Origin of the sequence: Jiangella alba, assembly GCF_900106035.1 — a bacterium.
GTDB classification, from domain to species: Bacteria; Actinomycetota; Actinomycetes; order Jiangellales; family Jiangellaceae; genus Jiangella; species Jiangella alba.
This window is the reverse complement of record NZ_FNUC01000003.1, coordinates 392684-409464: the sequence shown is the minus strand read 5'-3', so window position 1 is coordinate 409464 and position 16781 is coordinate 392684. Positions and strand designations below refer to the sequence as shown.

The following is a 16781-nucleotide window of genomic DNA, read 5'->3' as shown; positions in this document are numbered from 1 at the left end:
CCGGGCGGCGACGGCACGCGCCGCCGCCCGGGTGCCCACTCGAGATCAGCGGCGCGGGTTGGTGTCCTTGACCGCAACCGTACAGGTGACGGACCTGGTGGCCGCCGGGTCGCTCTCCGACGTCGCGGTGAGCGTGACCGTGGTCTCGCGCGCCGCCGGCGTCTCGCGGGTGACGTACACCGGCACCTCGACGGTGTCGCCGGCCCGCGCGGTGGTGAGCGCGTTGTCCAGTTGCGCCGTCCAGCCCTTGCCGCTCGACGCCACCGACAGCCGGTACACGTCGTTGTCCAGCTTCGACGCGACGTCGGTCGGGTGGCCCGCGGTGTTCGTCGCGGCCGAGCCGGTGTTCGTCAGCGGGAACGTGCACTGCGCCGCCTGGCTGGTCCGCAGGCCCTCGACGTCGCCGTCGCCGAGCTCCACCCCGCGGTCCTGCGCGCCGTCGCCGTCCAGCGACCGCACCGCGAGGTCGTACGACAGCACGCCGTCGTCGTCGCGCTGCATGTCGATGACGTAGAAGTGCAGCCGGTTGTGCTCGTCGACGTACTCGTACTCCGAGCCGGAGTTGGTGCCGGCGTGGAAGAGGGCGTCGTTGAGCTGGCGGTGGTCGGCGATCGACGCCATGACGGGGGTGCCGTCGGGGCGGTAGAAGTCGACCAGCCCGATGTCATCGGGGTTGGCGTCGATGGTCCAGTTGAAGCAGCTGTAGCCGCAGGTGGTCGAGCCGCGCGGCTTGTTCTTCGCGATCATCACGCCGCTGTCCGGCGTGAACGAGTCGAAGCCCATGCGGTCGACGACCTCGACGGTGTAGTCGTCCCACCCGGTGGTGAGCTGCCCGCCCTGCGTGACCGGCTCGGTGTGGCAGAACGGGTCGGTGTCGGCGTCGCAGGCGGGGGTGCGGTCGGCGAACTGGCCCGGCCCGTCCAGCCTGATGCGGACGCCGGACGTGCCGTCCTCACCCGCGTCGACGGCGCGCGCCGTGACCCGGTCGACGTACACGCCGGTGTTCGCCAGGTTCTCCCGGCTGAGCTCCACCAGGTTGTCGGCGATGCCGGCCAGCATCTTGTTGCGCACCATCAGGCCGGCCGGCGACCACCCGCCCATGTTCGGCGGCACCACCCAGCGCATGTGGTGACCGCCGGGGCCGTTGAACGAGCCGCGGTCCATCATGTCCCAGGGTGCGGATCCCACCCGATGGAACGGCGACGGCGGGCTCTGCCGGTCCGAGAACGGATTGTTGTTGTTGTCGCCGATGCTGAAGAAGAAGTGCCCCATCTCGTGCGTGATGGTGCCCGAGCTCTCCGCCTGGCGGATCGACGCGCTGCCCCAGCGCTGCGACGACGCCAGCCAGGAGGTCCACTCGACGTAGCGGGTCGGCGCCCAGTTCGGCATCGAGTCGTCGGGGTCCAGCCACTCCGGCGGGCCCCACTCGTCCGGCACGTCCTCCTTGGAGTCGAACATCATCTCGCCGAACTCCTGCCAGACCGAGGTCTGGTCGTAGCCGGCGTAGACGCGCAGCACGACGTCGTAGCCGCACCGGCTGCCCACGCAGGGCGTGCCCTGCTCGGCGAGGTCGGCCCGCCACAGGTTGTCGGTGTCGCCCTCGACGTTGCCGTTGCAGGTGTAGCCCTCGGGACAGTGCTCGCCCGGCGCGTTGCGGATCCAGCTCTCGTTGAGGCCGTACTCGAACTGGTTGCGCGGCAGCGTGTACGGCCCGAACGTGTCCATCTCGTTGACGCCGAGCCGGCCGCGGCTCTGCTCCATCCAGTACTCGTGGATGGTGCGGCCGTGGTTGTACTCGTTCGGCTCCATGTAGTAGTCGCGGTAGAAGTCCGGGACCTCTTCGCGCTGGATCGGGTCGATCTGCGGGTTGCCGAACGGGTCCGACCCCTTCGGCTGCGTGATGACGAACGGGATGTCCTTGAAGTCGACCGCGACGAGGGCGATGCGCAGGCCGCGCTCGCTCGGCTTGACGTCGGGGTCGTTCCACTCGGTGCCCGGGATGTCGGTCCAGTCGTCCCAGGTCATGTCGTACTGGTTGATCCAGTTCTGCGGGTCGATCGGCTGGACGACGTAGTCCGGCGGATCGGCCTGCACGGCCGCGGCGGACATTCCGAGCACGAGGGCTGCGGCGGTGAACGTGAGACCTGCGGCGCGAAGCGTTCGGCGGGGTCGGTGCATGAGTCTCATGAGCGTTCTCCTTCGCGGCCGGTCCGGGCCCGTCACGTGGACGGGCCCGGACCGGCCGTCATGGGGATCGGACGACCGGCGTCACCGCCGGGGGTTGGTGTCCTTCACGGCCACGGTGCAGCTGATCTGCTGCGTGGCCGACGGGTCGCTCTCCGAGGTCGCCGTGAGGGTGACCGTGGTGTTGCGCGCGGCCGGCGTCTCGCGGGTGACGTAGACCGGAACCTCGACGGTCTCACCGGCGCGGGCCGTGGTGAGGGTGTTGTCGAGCTCGGCCGTCCAGCCCTTGCCGCTGGACTCCACCGAGAGCCGGTACACGTCGTTGTCGGCCTTGCCGCTGACGTCGCTGACGTGGCCGGCCGTGGTCGCGGCCTCCTCGCCGGTGTTGGTCAGCGGGAACGTGCACTGGGCGGCCTGGCTGGCCCGGATCCCGGACACCTCGCCGTCGCCCAGCTCGACGCCGCGCGCCTGCTCGCCGTCACCGTCGAGCGAGCGGACGGCCAGCGTGTACGACAGCACGCCGTTCTCGTCGCGATCGAGGTCGATGACGTAGAAGTGCAGCCGGTTGGCCTCGTCGACGTACTCGTACTCCGAGCCGGAGTTCGTGCCGGCGTGGAACGCGGCGTCGTTGAGCTGCCGGTGGTCGGCGATCGACGCCATGATGGGCGTGCCGTCGGGCTTGTAGAAGTCGACCAGCCCGATGTCGTCGGGGTTGGCGTCGATGACCCAGTTGAAGCAGCCGTAGCCGCAGGTGCTGTTGCGGTCCTCGTTGGTCTTGTTCTTGGAGATGATCACGCCGCTGTCGGGGTTGAACGAGTCGAACCCCATCCGGTCGACGACCTCCAGCGTGTAGTGGTCCCAGCCGGTGTTGCCGTGGCAGAACGGGTCGGTGTTGATGTCGCAGGCCGGGGTGCGGTCCGGACGGCCCTCGCCGTCCAGCCGGATCTTCACGCCGGACGTACCCTCGGCGCCCGGGTCGACGGCGCGCGCCGTCACCTCGCCGACGACGACGCCGGTGCCGGCCAGCGCCTCACGGCTGATGTCGAGCAGGTTCTCCTCCGGCAGGATGCCGGCGTGGATCTTGTTGCGGACCATGAGGCCCGACGGCGACCACCCGCCCATGTTCGGCGGCACGACCCAGCGCATGTGGTGACCACCGGGGCCGTTGAACGAGCCGCGGTCCATCATGTCCCACGGCGCCGAGCCGACCCGGTGGAACGGCTGCGGCGGGTTCGCGCGGTCCGAGAACGGGTTGTTGTTGTTGTCGCCGATGCGGAAGAAGAAGTGACCCATCTCGTGCGTGATGGTGCCCGAGCTCTCCGCCTGGCGGATCGACGAGAGCCCCCACTGCTGGGCCGCGGCCCGCCACGAGGTCCACTCGACGTACCGGGTCGGCGCCCAGTTCGGCATCTCGTTGTCCGGGTCGACCGACGCCGGCGGGCCCCACTCGTCGGGGATGTCCTCCTTGGTGTCGAACATCATCTCGCCGTACTCCTGCCAGATGCTGGTCTCGTCGTAACCGGCGTAGACCCGCAGGATGACGTCGTAGCCGCAGCGGCTGTCCGGGCACGGGACGCCCTTCTCGGCGAGGTCGGCCTTCCAGACCGTGTCGACGTCGCGGTCGAGGTTCCCGTTGCAGGTGAAGCCCTCGGGACAGGCGGACTGCTGGCCCCACTCGTTCAGGCCGTACTCGAACAGGTTGCGCGGCACCTGGTACGCGCCGAAGACGTCCATCTCCTCGACGCCGAGCTTCCCGCGGCTCTGCTCCATCCAGTACTCCTGGATGGTGCGGCCGTGGTTGTACTCGTTCGGGACCATGTAGAAGTCGTGGTAGAACTGCGGCACCTCGTCCCGCGAGATCGGGTCGATCTGCGGGTTCCCGAACAGGTCGCTCTGCTTCTCCTGCGTCATGACGAACGGCTGGTCGGGGAAGTCCACGGCCACCAGCGCGATGCGCAGGCCGCGCTCACTCGGCTTCGCGTCCGGGTCGTTCCACTCGGTGCCCGGGATGTCCGTCCAGTCGTCCCAGGTCATGTCGTACTGGTTCTTCCAGTTCTGCGGATCGATCGGCTGGACCTCGAAGTCCGGCGGGGCCGCCTGGCCCGCGCTCGCCACACCGACGACGAGCGTCGTGACCGCGGCCGCGGCGAGTCCCAGCCGCCACCGCCTCGCGACGCTCGTCCTGCTGAGCCTCATACGCATGCGCTCTCCTCACGTCCTGCCCGGGGGTGATGGATAAAATACGACATTGCACACTTCTCGTCACTCCCCCATGGCGGGAAGCGACCGGCACGTCCGGACGACCGGGCGCGCTGCGGAGGAGCGTCCGGGCGAACCGGGTCCCCGCCGCGCCGCGTGCCCGGGCGGTGCACGCGGCGCGGCGGGCGTTCGAGCTCAGCGCCGCACGGTCGTGCTGGCGACGTCGACCACGCAGGTGGCCGTCGCCGTCGCGGACGGGTCGCTCTCCGAGGTCGCGGTCAGCGTGACGGTGGTCGACCGGACCGCCCCCGGCGTGCGGGTGACGTACACCGGCACCTCGACGGCGCCGCCGAACGGGCTCGCGGCCAGCTCGTTGTACAGCTCGGCGTCCCAGCCGGCGCCGGACGACGTCACCGACAGCCGGTACACGTCGGCCGCCGTCTCGTCCGTGACGTCGCTCGGGTGCGCCGCCGCGGCGACCGGCGCCGCCTCGCCAGTGTTCTCCAGCGGGAACGTGCAGGTGGCCGCCTTGCCGGGGGTGTGCCGTCCGGGCACGCCGCCGTCCAGCGCGACGCCCCGCCGCTGCGGCCCGTCACCGTCGAGCGAGCGGACGGCGACGGTGTAGGTGCGCACGCCGTCGGCGTCCTCCTCGACGTCGATGACGTAGAAGTGCAGCCGGTTGTCCTCGTCGACCCACTCGTAGGACGTGCCCGAGTGCGTGCCGGCGTTGAACGTGGCGTCGTTGACCTGGCGCGGGTCGCCGGTCACGACCATCCGCGGCGTGCCGTCGGGCTGGTAGAAGTCGACCATCCCGATGTCGTCGGGGTTGGGGTCGATCAGCCACGAGAAGCAGGTGGCCGTGCCGCAGTTGCTGCCCCGGTCCTTGTTCTTGTAGAGCAGCACGCCGTTGCCGGGCGTGTAGGAGTCGACGCCGAGCTGCTGCACCACCTCGAGCGTGTAGTTGGTGTAGTCGGCCTGGCCCATGCACTCGGGCCCGGCGGTCGACGGGTGGCACGACGGCGTACGGTCCACCGGCGCGGCGCCGTCGAGCCGGACGCGCACGCCGAGCAGCTCGTCCTCGTCAGGGCCGGCCGCCCGCGCCCGCACCTTCGCGACCACGACGCCGGACGACGCCAGCCCGTCGCGGCTGAGGTCGACGATGTCGCCGGTGTCGATGAGGCCCAGTTCGAGCTTGTTGCGGATGCTGTGGTGCGGCCCGACGGTCGAGCCGCCGTCGGCCGGGACCTTCCAGCGGGTGTGCATGCCGGTCGGCCCGTTCCAGGAGCCCTGGCTCATCATGTCCCACTGGCCGGTGAAGGTGCGCTGGGCCGGCACCGCGAAGGCGCCGTTGTAGTTGTCGCCGAGGCCCAGGATGTGGGTGAACTCGTGCGCGAACCCGGCGGTGCCCGACGACTCCGACATGTTGCCACTGCCGCCGCCGGCGCTGGCCCAGGTGAACGAGCCGGCCGCCCACGACGTCCACGGGATGTAGCGCGTCGGCATCCAGTTCGTCATGACGCCGTCGGGGTCGAACTCGGCCGGCGGGCCGAACTCGTCCGGCACGTCCTCGGGCGAGTCGAACATCATCTCGCCGAACACCTGCCAGGCGGTCGACTCGTCCAGGCCGGCGCCCATGAAGAAGATCAGGTCGTACTGGCCGCGCACCTCGGCCGGCACGTTCGCCTCGTACAGCGCGCGGGCGTCGCGGGTGTAGTTGCCGTTGCAGGTGAAGCCGGGCGGGCAGCTGGCGGCGTTGCCGTACGGCGAGTTGCCGTACTCGAAGTGGTTGCGCGGCATCCGGAACGGCCCGAAGGAGTCGACCTCGACGCCGTACTGGCCGTAGGAGTCCTCCATCCAGTACGAGTTCAGCGTCTGCCGGTGGTTGAGGTCGCTCGGCGTGTTGAGCAGGTCGGCGTAGAACTCCGGGACGTCGTCACGCGGGACGTCGCCGACGCCGATCGGGGTGCCGAAGATCGTGGAGCCCTCCGGCTGGCTGATCTGGAAGTCCATGTTCGGGTAGTCGACCAGCACGAGCGCCGCCCGCCAGGTGTCCTTGGTGGGCACGTTGTCCGGGTCGGTCCAGTCGACGCCCGGCACCGGGACGAAGTCGTCCCAGGTGAGGTCGTACTGGTTGTCCCAGTCCTGCGGGTCGATCGGGGCGAGCGGCGGAGCCTGCGACGGGCCGGCGCTCTCGGCGCCGGCGAGCTGCGGGAACAGCAGCGCGGACGCGGCCACGGCGATCAGCAGCGCCCGTGCCCGGCGGGCGCCTCGCGTTGACATCGGACCTCGCGGTCGGTCTGTCGGGGACACAGATCCTCCTCGGCCAAAGAGGTGCGGGGAAAGCGTCACCGGACGGCGACGCCGAGATGCGGTGATTCTGTGCCGGTATGGGCGAAACAAGAGTAATATTGTACTGTCACCGGTCACGTAGAACAAGTGTGCAGGGCTGGCGCGGCGGCGTCACCGGTGCCACCCTCGAAGGGCGAGCCAGGCCGCTTCCACTGCGAGGTGCCCCATGTCGATTCCCGCCAGCCGCGCGCTCGAGACGCCGACCGGAGACACCGTCGTCGTCAAAGCGGACACCGAGACGACCGGCGGTTCGCTGACCGTGCTGGAGTTCCTGGTCGAGGCGAAGAGCGGACCGGCGCTGCACACCCACGCGCGCGACGACGAGCTGTGGTTCGTGCTCGACGGCGAGTTCCGGTTCCGGACCGGCGAGCGGCTGACGCAGGTCTCGGCCGGTGGCCTGGCGTTCGGGCCGCGCGGCACGCCGCACTGCTTCCAGAACGTCGGCGACGCGCCGGGCCGGCTACTGGTCGTCACCACGCCGGCAGGGCTGGAACGGTTCTTCGAGCAGTTCGCCGCGCTCCAGGCGCCGGTGAGCGCCGAGCAGCTCGCCACGGTCGCGCACGCCAGCGGCGTCGACTTCGTCGGCCCGCCCTTAGGGGATACCTGACGGTGTCGGATCCCCTCGAGCCGTGATGTCCAGGGAGGTTGGTCAGCCGGGTGACGGGTGGCTGGTCTCCGATGGCGGAGTGTGGGCGGTGACGATCGCAGAAGTGCGGCCAGGCGGGAAGGACTGAACCGGCGGACACCCCGGATACCGGCGGTCAGCCGCCAGATCCGGCCCACGAGCGCCGGACACCGGGGCGTTCGCCGGACTCCCGGGCGTCACCGCCGCGGCGCACAACAACCGCCCTGGACGCCGCCTCTAGCACGCCGGTAGACCGGGACAAACCCGCCCATTCACCCGCGTTACGATTAGGACACAGTAGTGCAATAGCACATCGCACTGTGTCCGCTCTGATGGTAGATCTGTGCTCTGTGGTGCCGCGGAACGCCCGTGCCGGTCGTGGGTTCCGAGGTGCCACAAGCGTACTGAGCGTCCCGACGCCAGATCCGCGAGCCGGCCGCCCCCCTCGGCTCTGTCACATGTCGAACCAAGGAGGACCAATGCGTGTGCACCGCAAGGCAGGGCGAGTCCTCGCCCTCACCGCCGCCGTCGGGCTGCTGGTCGCAGCCTGTGGCGGCGACGACTCCGGCGGTTCGGGTGATTCCGGCTCCGGCAACGGCGACGGCGGCGACCCGAAGACCTTCATCTTCGGCGCGTCCGACGACCCGAAGACGCTCGACGCCGCCTACGTCTCCGACGGCGAGTCGTTCCGCGTGATCTTCCAGGTGTACGAGACCCTCGTCCAGCTCGAGCCCGGCACCACCGAGGTCGTGCCCGGCCTGGCCGAGGAGTGGGAGGTCAGCGACGACGGCCTCACCTACACCTTCCACCTGCGCGAGGGCGTCTCGTTCCACGACGGCGAGCCGTTCGACGCCGAGGCGGTCTGCTTCAACTTCGACCGCTGGTACAACTTCACCGGCCCCGCGCAGAGCGGCGACGTCACCTACTACTGGCAGACGGTGTTCGGTGGCTTCGCCACCAAGGAGGTCGACTCCGCGCCGGACACCAGCCGCTACCAGTCCTGCGCGGCCACCGACGAGTTCACCGCCACGCTGACGCTGACGGAGCCGTCGTCGGCGCTGCTGGCCGGCCTCGTGCTCCCGGCGTTCTCGATCGCCAGCCCGAAGGCCATCGAGGAGGGCGGCACCGACATCGTCGCGTCCGGCGACTCGTTCACCTACAGCGGCGGCTTCGGCTCCGAGGTCGTGGCCGGCACCGGCCCGTTCCAGTTCGTCAGCTGGGACCGCGGCGAGAGCCTGGTCCTGGAGCGCAACGAGGACTACTGGGGCGACGCGCCCGCGCTGGACGAGATCATCTTCCGGCCGATCGCCGACCCGACCGCCCGCCTCCAGGCGCTGCAGGCCGGTGAGATCGACGCCTACGAGGGCGTCAACGCCGCCGACATCGGCGCCATCGAGGGCAACGGCGACCAGGTCGTCGAGCGCCCGGCGTTCAACGTCGGCTACGTCGGCTTCAACAACAAGCTGCCGATCTTCCAGAACGAGAAGATCCGCCAGGCCATCGCGCACGCGCTGAACCGGCAGGGGCTGCTCGACGCCGCGTACCCGGAGGGCGCCGTCGTCGCCAACCAGTTCCTCCCGCCGGACCAGTGGGGCTACAACGACAGCGTCGAGGGCTACGAGTACGACCCGGACCTCGCCCGTCAGCTGATCCAGGAGTCCGGCGAGACCAACCTGACGCTGGAGTTCTGGTACCCGTCGGACGTGTCGCGGCCGTACATGCCGGACCCGCAGGCCGTGTACGAGTCGTTCGCCGCCGACCTGCAGGCCGTCGGCTTCACCATCGTCCCGAAGACGGTGCCGTGGACGCCCGACTACCTGCAGAACATCCAGGGCGACGGCCTCGGCCAGCTGCACCTGCTCGGCTGGACCGGCGACTACGCCGACCCGGACAACTTCGTCGGCACGTTCTTCCGCCAGGACCGGCCGGAGTTCGGCTTCACCGACCCGACCATCCAGGGCAAGCTGAACGAGGCCCTCGGGATGACCGACCAGGCCGAGCGCGAAACGCTGTACCAGGAGATCAACCAGCTGCTGTACGACTACATCCCTGGCGTTCCGTTCGTCCACAACCAGCCGCTGCTCGCGCTCGCCGGTGACATCACGGGCTACACCCCGTCGCCGGTCAGCCTCGAGTACTTCAAGCTGGTCGACATCGAGGGCTGATCGACACGTGCTGAGATTCATCGTCCGGCGCCTTCTCCTGCTCGTCCCGATCCTGCTGGGTCTGTCGGTCCTGCTGTTCGCATGGGTCCGCGCCCTTCCCGGCGGTCCGGCACAAGCACTGCTGGGAGAACGGGCCACGCCGGAGGCCGTCGCGGCGATCGAATCGCAGCTGGGCCTGGACCGCCCGCTCTGGGAGCAGTACCTCCAGTTCCTGGGGCGGGCCGTCCGGCTCGACTTCGGCGCGTCGCTGCAGACCGGGCAGCCGGTCATCGACGAGATGGTGCGCCGGTTCCCGGCCACCATCGAGCTCGCGCTCGCGGCGCTGCTGATCGCCGTCGCCGTCGGGATCCCGCTGGGGTACCTGGCGGCCCGGCGCTACGGCACCTGGATCGACAGCCTCGCCGTGACGGGGTCGCTGCTCGGCGTGACGATCCCGATCTTCTTCCTGGCGTACATCCTCAAGTACGTCTTCTCGGTCGAGCTCGGCTGGCTGCCCACGGCCGGCCGAGCCGACCCGAGAGCCCGGGCGGAGCATCCCACCGGGTTCTACGTCCTCGACGGCATCGTCACCGGCAACCTGGACGCCAGCTGGGACGCCATCCAGCACCTGATCCTGCCGGCGCTGGCGCTGGCGTCGATCCCGCTCGCGGTGATCGTCCGCATCACCAGGGCGTCGGTCCTCAACGTCGTCAACGAGGACTACGTGCGCACCGCTGAGGCCAAGGGCCTGCTGCCGGGCACCATCACCCGTCGGCACGTGCTGAAGAACGCGATGCTGCCGGTGACGACCGTCATTGGCCTGCAGCTCGGCGTCCTGCTGGCCGGTGCGGTGCTCACCGAGACCGTGTTCGCGTTCGCCGGCGTCGGCAAGTTCATGGCCGACGCGATCGTGCAACGCGACTTCCCGACCATTCAGGGGTTCATCCTGGTCATCGCCGTCGTGTACGTCGTCATCAACATGATCGTCGACCTGGTCTACGGGTTGCTCGATCCGCGGGTGAGGGTCTCATGAGCGTCAACGAGGTGGTCGCCGGCGAGCCGGGCGGACCGGCCCCGGCCCCGACGGAGGCGGCCGCGCGGCCGCCGTCCAGCCTGGGCCGCGAGGCCCTGCGCCGGCTGGTGCGCAACCCGATGGCGGTCGTGGGCATGGCGCTCATCGCCGTCTTCGTCCTGGTCGCGATCTTCGCGCCGCTGATCGCGCCGTACTCCCCCACGGACAACTCCTGGCTGGACCAGGTCCGCCCGGGCCAGTACCCGGGCCCGTCCGCCGAGCACTGGCTGGGCATCGACCCGCTCGGCCGCGACGTGTTCTCCCGCATCATCTACGGCGCGCGCCAGTCGCTGCTGATCGGCGTCGTCGCGCTGGCGCTGGGCGCCATCGCCGGCATCGCGCTGGGCGTGCTGGCCGGCGCGTTCGGCGGCTGGGTCGACACCGTCGTCATGCGCTTCGTCGACATCATGTTGTCGGTGCCCGGCCTGCTGTTCGCCATCGCCGTCGCCGCGATGCTCGGCCAGAGCCTCACCTCGGTGATGATCGCGATCGCCGTGGTGAACGTGCCGATCTTCGCCCGGCTGCTGCGCGGCGAGATGCTCGGGCAGCGCGGCGCCGACTACGTGCTGGCGGCGCGGTCGCTGGGCATCTCGCGCTCGGCGATCGTGTTCCGGCACGTGCTGCCGAACTCGTTCACCCCGGTCATCGTGCAGGGCACGCTGACGCTGGCGCTGGCCATCGTCGAGGCGGCCGGGCTGGCCTTCCTCGGGCTGTCCGGCAGCGACCCGTCGGCGCCCGAGTGGGGCCGCATGCTCACCGACGCGCAGGAGACCCTGACGTCGGCGCCGATGCTGGCGATCTACCCCGGCCTCGCCATCGTCCTCGCCGCGCTCGGCTTCACGCTGGTCGGCGAGTCGCTGCGCGAGGCCCTCGACCCGAAGTTCCGGCGGTGACGGCATGAGCCTGCTCGAAGTGCGCGACCTGTCCGTCACGTTCACCCGGTCCGGCAGCGATCCGGTGCGCGCCGTCGACGGCGTCAGTTTCGACGTCGCCGCGGGCCAGTCCGTCGGCATCGTCGGCGAGTCCGGGTCCGGGAAGTCGGTGACGTCGCTGGCCGTCATGGGGCTGCTGCCGTCGCGCGGCGTCGAGGTGGGCGGCACCGTCACCCTCGACGGCAACGAGCTGACCGACATGGACCAGCGCGCCCTGCGCGACGTCCGCGGCCGCGACGTCGCAATGATCTTCCAGGACCCGATGACGTCGCTGAACCCGGTGGTCACCAACGGCAAGCAGCTGGTCGAGGTGCTCACCCGGCACGCCGGGCTGACCAAGGGCGAGGCGAAGGGCGAGGCGGAACAGCTGCTGCGCCGCGTCGGCATCCCCGACCCGGTGCGCCGCCTCGGCGAGTACCCGCACCAGCTCTCCGGCGGCATGCGCCAGCGGGTCATGATCGCCATCGCGATCGCCTGCCGGCCGAAGCTGCTGATCGCGGACGAGCCGACGACGGCGCTCGACGTCACCATCCAGGCGCAGATCCTCGACCTGCTGCGCACGCTGGTCGCCGAGAGCGGCTGCGGGATGATCATGATCACCCACGATCTCGGCGTCGTCGCCGGACTCTGCGACGACGTCCACGTCATGTACTCCGGCCGCATCGTGGAGTCGGCGGGGACGAAGGACCTGTTCGCCCGGCCGTCGCACCCGTACACCGACGGCCTGCTGCAGTCCATCCCGCGCATCGACGACGACGATCCGGCCGATCTGCTGCACACCATCCCCGGCTCCGCCCGCGACACCGTCGCGTGGGAGCGTGGGTGTGCCTTCCAGCCGCGCTGCGAGCGGGCGGTGGCCGAGTGCCTGTCCGGTCCGCCGCCGGTGACCGAGCTCGGCACGCCGATCGTGCCGCACCCGGTCCGCTGCCTGCGGCCGGTCGGCCAGGACGTGAGCCTGCACGAAGGGAACGTGGCCCGGTGAGCCTGCTCCAAGTCCGTGACCTCGAGGTCCACTTCCCCATCAAGGCGGGGACGCTGTTCCAGCGCACCGTCGGCGCCGTCAAGGCCGTCGACGGCGTCGACCTCGACGTCGAGGCCGGCACGACGTTCGGGCTGGTCGGCGAGTCCGGCTGCGGCAAGTCGACGCTCGGCCGCGCGATCATGCGGCTGACCGAGCCGACGAACGGCTCGGTCACGCTGGACGGCCAGGACATCCTGGCGCTCAGCGAGCGGAAGATGCGCGCCGTCCGCCGCCAGTTCCAGATGGTCTTCCAGGACCCGATGGCCAGCCTCGACCCGCGGCAGAGCGTGGAGTCGATGCTCACCGAGCCGCTGCGGGCGCACAAGTTCCCCGGCGGCTCGGCCGCGCACGCCAAGCGGATCCGCGAACTGCTGGACGTCGTCGGGCTGCCCGAGTCGGTGGTGAACCGGTACCCGCACGAGTTCTCCGGCGGGCAGCGCCAGCGCCTCGGCATCGCCCGCGCGCTGGCCCTGAACCCGTCGCTGATCATCGCCGACGAGCCGGTGTCCGCGCTGGACGTGTCCATCCAGGCGCAGGTCATCAACCTGCTCAAGGAACTGCAGGAACGGTTCTCGCTCACCTACGTCGTCATCGCGCACGACCTCGCCGTCGTCCGGCACATCAGCAAGACGGTCGCCGTCATGTACCTGGGCGGCATCGTCGAGCAGGCGCCGGCCGCCGACCTCTACCGCCAGCCGCTGCACCCGTACACGCGGGCGCTGATGAGCGCGGTGCCGGTGCCCGACCCGAACGTCGAGGAGTCGCGCAACCGCATCCTGCTGCAGGGCGACCTGCCGTCGCCGGCGAACCCGCCGGCCGGCTGCCGGTTCCACACCCGGTGCCCGTGGAAGCAGTCGGCGAAGTGCGACACCGAGCGGCCGGCACTGCGCGAGCTGCCGCTGGTGGCGCCCGGGCACAAGGTGGCCTGCCACTACGCCGAGGACATCCTGTCCGGGAAGCTCGCGCCGCACGAGGTGAAGCCCGAGGAGGTCGCGCTCACGCCCGCGGCCGACGACACCAGCGGAACCGAGACCGCCATCGACACTACTGAGGCGCACGTCGCCGGCGGGCTCACCCCCGGAGGACGTCCCGGTGCCCGCTGACGCCGCCGACGTCCTGGTGATCGGCGCCGGCGTCGTCGGCGCGGCCACCGCCTGGTACGCCGCACGGTCCGGGCGCTCCGTCACCGTCGTCGACCGCGGCTCGGTGGCCGGCGGCACCACCGGCGCCGGCGAGGGCAACATCCTGGTCTCGGACAAGCCTCCGGGCGCCGAACTGGACCTCGCGCTGCTGTCGTCCGGGCTGTGGCGCGACCTGGCGGTCGAGGTCGGCGGGTTCGAGTACGACACCAAGGGCGGCCTGGTGGTCGCGTCGACGCCGGCCGGGTTCGACGCGCTGGTGTCGCTGGCGGCGTCGCAGCGTGACGCCGGGGTCGAGGCCGTGGTCGTGCCGGCCGGTGGGCTGGCCGAGCACGAGCCGCACCTGACGCCGTCGCTGACCGGTGGCGTGCTCTACTCCGGCGACGCGCAGGTCCAGCCGATGCTGGCGGCCGCCCGGCTGCTGCGCGCGGCCCGGGCCAAGGGCGCGTCGGTGCGCACCGGCGTCGAGGTGACGGGGTTCCTGCGCTCCGGCGACCGCGTCGTCGGCGTGCGGACGTCGGCCGGCGACCTGCCCGCGGGCATCGTCGTCAACGCCGCCGGGACGTGGGGCGGCGACATCGCCTCGCTGGCCGGCGTCGACGTGCCGGTGCTGCCGCGCCGCGGCTTCATCCTGGTCACCGAGCCGCTGCCGCGCCTCGTCCGGCACAAGGTCTATGCGGCCGAGTACGTCGCCGACGTCGCCAGCGACGACGCCGACCTGCAGACGTCGCCCGTCGTCGAGGGCACCGAAGCCGGGACGATCCTCATCGGCGCCAGTCGCGAGCGGGTCGGCTACGACCGCACGCTGTCCGTGCGGGTGCTGCGGGCGCTGGCCGCGCAGGCGGTCGCGCTGTTCCCCGTCCTGGCCGGCGTGCAGGTCATCCGCGCCTACCGCGGCTTCCGCCCGTACTGCCCCGATCACCTGCCGGTGATCGGCCCGGACCCGCGCGCGCCCGGCCTCTTCCACGCGTGCGGGCACGAGGGCGCCGGGATCGGCCTCGCCGCCGCCACCGGCCGGCTGATCGCCCAGCTCGTCGACGGCGACCGGCCGGACCTCGACCTGACGCCGTTCCGGCCGGAGCGGTTCGACCCCGCGGAGGCGGCGTGAGCCGGCCGCCCGCCCCAGGTCGCCCTACGGTGCGGCGCCGCTTTGCAATGAGCACCGATACGCACCACCCGGCCTCGGCCACGGCGGCGACCGTCAGATGGGTGAGCGTTCTGAGTCGCCCCGGGTGCATGGTTCCCTCACCCACACGACCGTCCGCCGCGATGAATGAGCGTTTGGTGGTGCCAGAGCGCCACCAAACACTCACCCATCGCGGGCACCCGCCGGCCGCAGCGGGTGGTGCGTATCGGTGCTCATTGCAAAGCGCCGGCCGTACCCTGCCCCACCTGCACGTTCCCGCGGCGGAGCCGAGGAGGCGCCGGTGACCGAGTTCGAGTTCGACGGGCGCGACATCGCGTTCACCGACGGGCAGACCGTCGGCGCGGCGCTGATCGCGGCCGGGGTGCGGTCCTGGCGCACGACCCGGCGCGAGGGCCGACCGCGCGGCCTGTTCTGCGGCATCGGCGTCTGCTTCGACTGCCTGGTGACCATCGACGACGTCCCCAACCAGCGGGCCTGCCTGGCGCCGGCCGCCGCGGACGCGATCGTCCGCAGCCAGGAGGGAGACGGCCGTGGCCACCTCGCCGTATGACGTCGCCGTCGTGGGCGCCGGCCCGGCCGGGCTGGCCGCCGCCGCGGCGGCGCTCGCGGGCGGGGCCCGCGTCGCCCTGATCGACGCGGGGCGGCAGCCCGGCGGCCAGTACTGGCGGCACCGGCCGGGCGACCTGGGTGCGGTCGCCGACCTCCACCACGACCTCGGCACGTTCCGCGGCCTGGTCGCCGGGGCGTCCGGCGCCGTCCGCCACTTCGGCCACCACGTGTGGACGGTGTCCGGCTCGGCCGCCGACGGGTTCGCCGTCCGGTCGCTGGCCGGCGACGCCGAGCACGAGGTGGCCGCCAGGAGCCTGGTACTCGCCCCCGGCGCGTACGACCGGCAGGTCCCGTTCCGCAGCTGGGACCTGCCGGGCGTGTACACCGCCGGGGGCGCCCAGGCTCTGCTCAAGGGCAACGAGGTGCTCGTCGGCCGGCGCGTCGTCGTCGGCGGCACCGGGCCGTTCCTGCTGCCGGTGGCGGCCGGGCTGGCCGCCCGCGGTGCGCGGGTGGTCGGCGTGTACGAGGCCAACGGCCCGGCCGGCTGGGCCCGGCACACCGGCGCGGTGCTGCCGGTCGCGGCCAAGCTGACGGAGGGCGCGGGGTACGCCGCCGCGCTGGCCCGGCGCCGGGTGCCGTTCCACGCCCGCCGGGCCGTCGTCGCGGCGCACGGTGCCGACGCCGTCGAGGCCGTCACCGTCGCGAAGCTGGACCGCGAGTGGCGCGTCGTGCCCGGCTCGGAACGGGTCGTCGAGTGCGACGCCGTCGCGGTCGGCTGGGGGTTCACGCCGCAGTTGGAGCTGCCGCTCGCGCTGGGCGTCGCCACCCGCGTCGACGCCGACGGCTCGCTCGTCGTCGAGGTCGACGAGCACCAGCGGACGTCGGTGCCCGGCGTCTACGTCGCCGGCGAGGCCTGCGGCGTCGGCGGGGCGCCGCTGGCCGTCGTCGAGGGCGAGATCGCCGGGACGGCGGCCGTCGCGGCCGCGACCGGGTCCGGCGTGTCCGCGGTGCCGTCCCGGCTGCGCCGCCGGCGGCGGGCGCTGCGCCGGTTCGCCGCCGCCATGCACGCCGTCCACCCGGTGCGCGACGGCTGGCAGAGCTGGCTCGGCGACGACACGCTGGTCTGCCGGTGCGAGGAGGTGACCGCCGGCGAGGTGCGCGCCGCGGTCGACGACCTCGGCGCGACCGATCCACGGACCGCGAAACTGCTGAGCCGAGCCGGCATGGGATGGTGTCAGGGACGGGTGTGTGGGTACGCCACCACCTGCCTCACCGCGTCGGCCTCGGGATCAGCCTCCGTGTCGGCGCTCGACCTACAGGGGGTGAGCGAACGGCCGATCGCCGTTCCGATCTCGCTCGACCGGCTCGGGGGCGTCTGATGAACGCCTCCGGCGGGCGATGCCGGTCACACTGGACAACA

General features: G+C 71.5%; 12 protein-coding genes and 1 pseudogene. 9 read left to right on the top strand and 4 right to left on the bottom strand.

All coding sequences use genetic code 11. The features are described from left to right. Positions 1 to 45: 45 nt before the first annotated feature. From BLV02_RS04550 to BLV02_RS04540, 3 genes are all read right to left on the bottom strand, one after another. Positions 46 to 2187, bottom strand: coding sequence for a metallopeptidase domain-containing protein (locus tag BLV02_RS04550; RefSeq protein ID WP_069110301.1), 2142 nt, complete (start codon positions 2185 to 2187; stop codon positions 46 to 48). A gap of 81 nt (positions 2188 to 2268) precedes the next feature. Beyond that, entirely contained in the window at positions 2269 to 4380 is a 2112-nt protein-coding gene (locus BLV02_RS04545) for a metallopeptidase domain-containing protein (RefSeq protein WP_141711468.1), read from the bottom strand. A gap of 198 nt (positions 4381 to 4578) precedes the next feature. Next, positions 4579 to 6663: a M6 family metalloprotease domain-containing protein gene (locus BLV02_RS04540; RefSeq protein WP_069110302.1), complete on the bottom strand. Its 2085-nt coding sequence runs from the start codon at positions 6661 to 6663 to the stop codon at positions 4579 to 4581. A 235-nt stretch (positions 6664 to 6898) separates the two neighbouring features. Here BLV02_RS04540 and BLV02_RS04535 point away from each other — a divergent pair, with 235 nt between their 5' ends. Further along, complete coding sequence (locus tag BLV02_RS04535) at positions 6899 to 7339, top strand: cupin domain-containing protein (protein ID WP_069110303.1); 441 nt, start codon at positions 6899 to 6901, stop codon at positions 7337 to 7339. A 22-nt stretch (positions 7340 to 7361) separates the two neighbouring features. On the opposite strand, the pseudogene BLV02_RS35430 reads toward BLV02_RS04535, so the two are convergent. Then, positions 7362 to 7460, bottom strand: a pseudogene (locus tag BLV02_RS35430) (IS481 family transposase); the annotation flags it as partial. Positions 7461 to 7836: 376 nt separating this feature from the next. On the opposite strand from BLV02_RS35430, the gene BLV02_RS04525 reads away from it, so the two are divergent. The 8 genes from BLV02_RS04525 to BLV02_RS04490 all read left to right on the top strand — a co-directional run bounded on the left by BLV02_RS04525 (position 7837) and on the right by BLV02_RS04490 (position 16740). Further along, entirely contained in the window at positions 7837 to 9522 is a 1686-nt protein-coding gene (locus tag BLV02_RS04525) for an ABC transporter substrate-binding protein (RefSeq protein WP_069110304.1), read from the top strand. A gap of 7 nt (positions 9523 to 9529) precedes the next feature. Continuing rightward, a complete protein-coding gene (locus tag BLV02_RS04520; protein ID WP_069110305.1) occupies positions 9530 to 10534 on the top strand; it encodes an ABC transporter permease in 1005 nt (334 codons plus the stop codon). After that, on the top strand, positions 10531 to 11466 hold the full coding sequence (locus BLV02_RS04515) for an ABC transporter permease (protein ID WP_069110306.1): 936 nt from the start codon (positions 10531 to 10533) through the stop codon (positions 11464 to 11466). The genes BLV02_RS04520 and BLV02_RS04515 overlap by 4 nt, the downstream gene beginning before the upstream one ends. Positions 11467 to 11470: 4 nt before the next feature. Beyond that, the gene (locus tag BLV02_RS04510) at positions 11471 to 12487 is read left to right on the top strand and encodes an ABC transporter ATP-binding protein (RefSeq protein ID WP_069110307.1); all 1017 of its coding nucleotides are present in this window, start codon (positions 11471 to 11473) and stop codon (positions 12485 to 12487) included. Then, on the top strand, positions 12484 to 13629 hold the full coding sequence (locus BLV02_RS04505) for an ABC transporter ATP-binding protein (RefSeq protein WP_083288421.1): 1146 nt from the start codon (positions 12484 to 12486) through the stop codon (positions 13627 to 13629). The genes BLV02_RS04510 and BLV02_RS04505 overlap by 4 nt, the downstream gene beginning before the upstream one ends. After that, a complete protein-coding gene (locus tag BLV02_RS04500; protein WP_069110308.1) occupies positions 13619 to 14773 on the top strand; it encodes an NAD(P)/FAD-dependent oxidoreductase in 1155 nt (384 codons plus the stop codon). Before BLV02_RS04505 ends, BLV02_RS04500 begins: the two co-directional genes overlap by 11 nt. 319 nt (positions 14774 to 15092) lie before the next feature. Further along, entirely contained in the window at positions 15093 to 15362 is a 270-nt protein-coding gene (locus BLV02_RS04495; RefSeq protein ID WP_069110309.1) for a (2Fe-2S)-binding protein, read from the top strand. Further along, complete coding sequence (locus BLV02_RS04490) at positions 15343 to 16740, top strand: NAD(P)/FAD-dependent oxidoreductase (protein WP_069110310.1); 1398 nt, start codon at positions 15343 to 15345, stop codon at positions 16738 to 16740. The genes BLV02_RS04495 and BLV02_RS04490 overlap by 20 nt, the downstream gene beginning before the upstream one ends. The last annotated feature ends 41 nt before the right edge of the window (positions 16741 to 16781 follow it).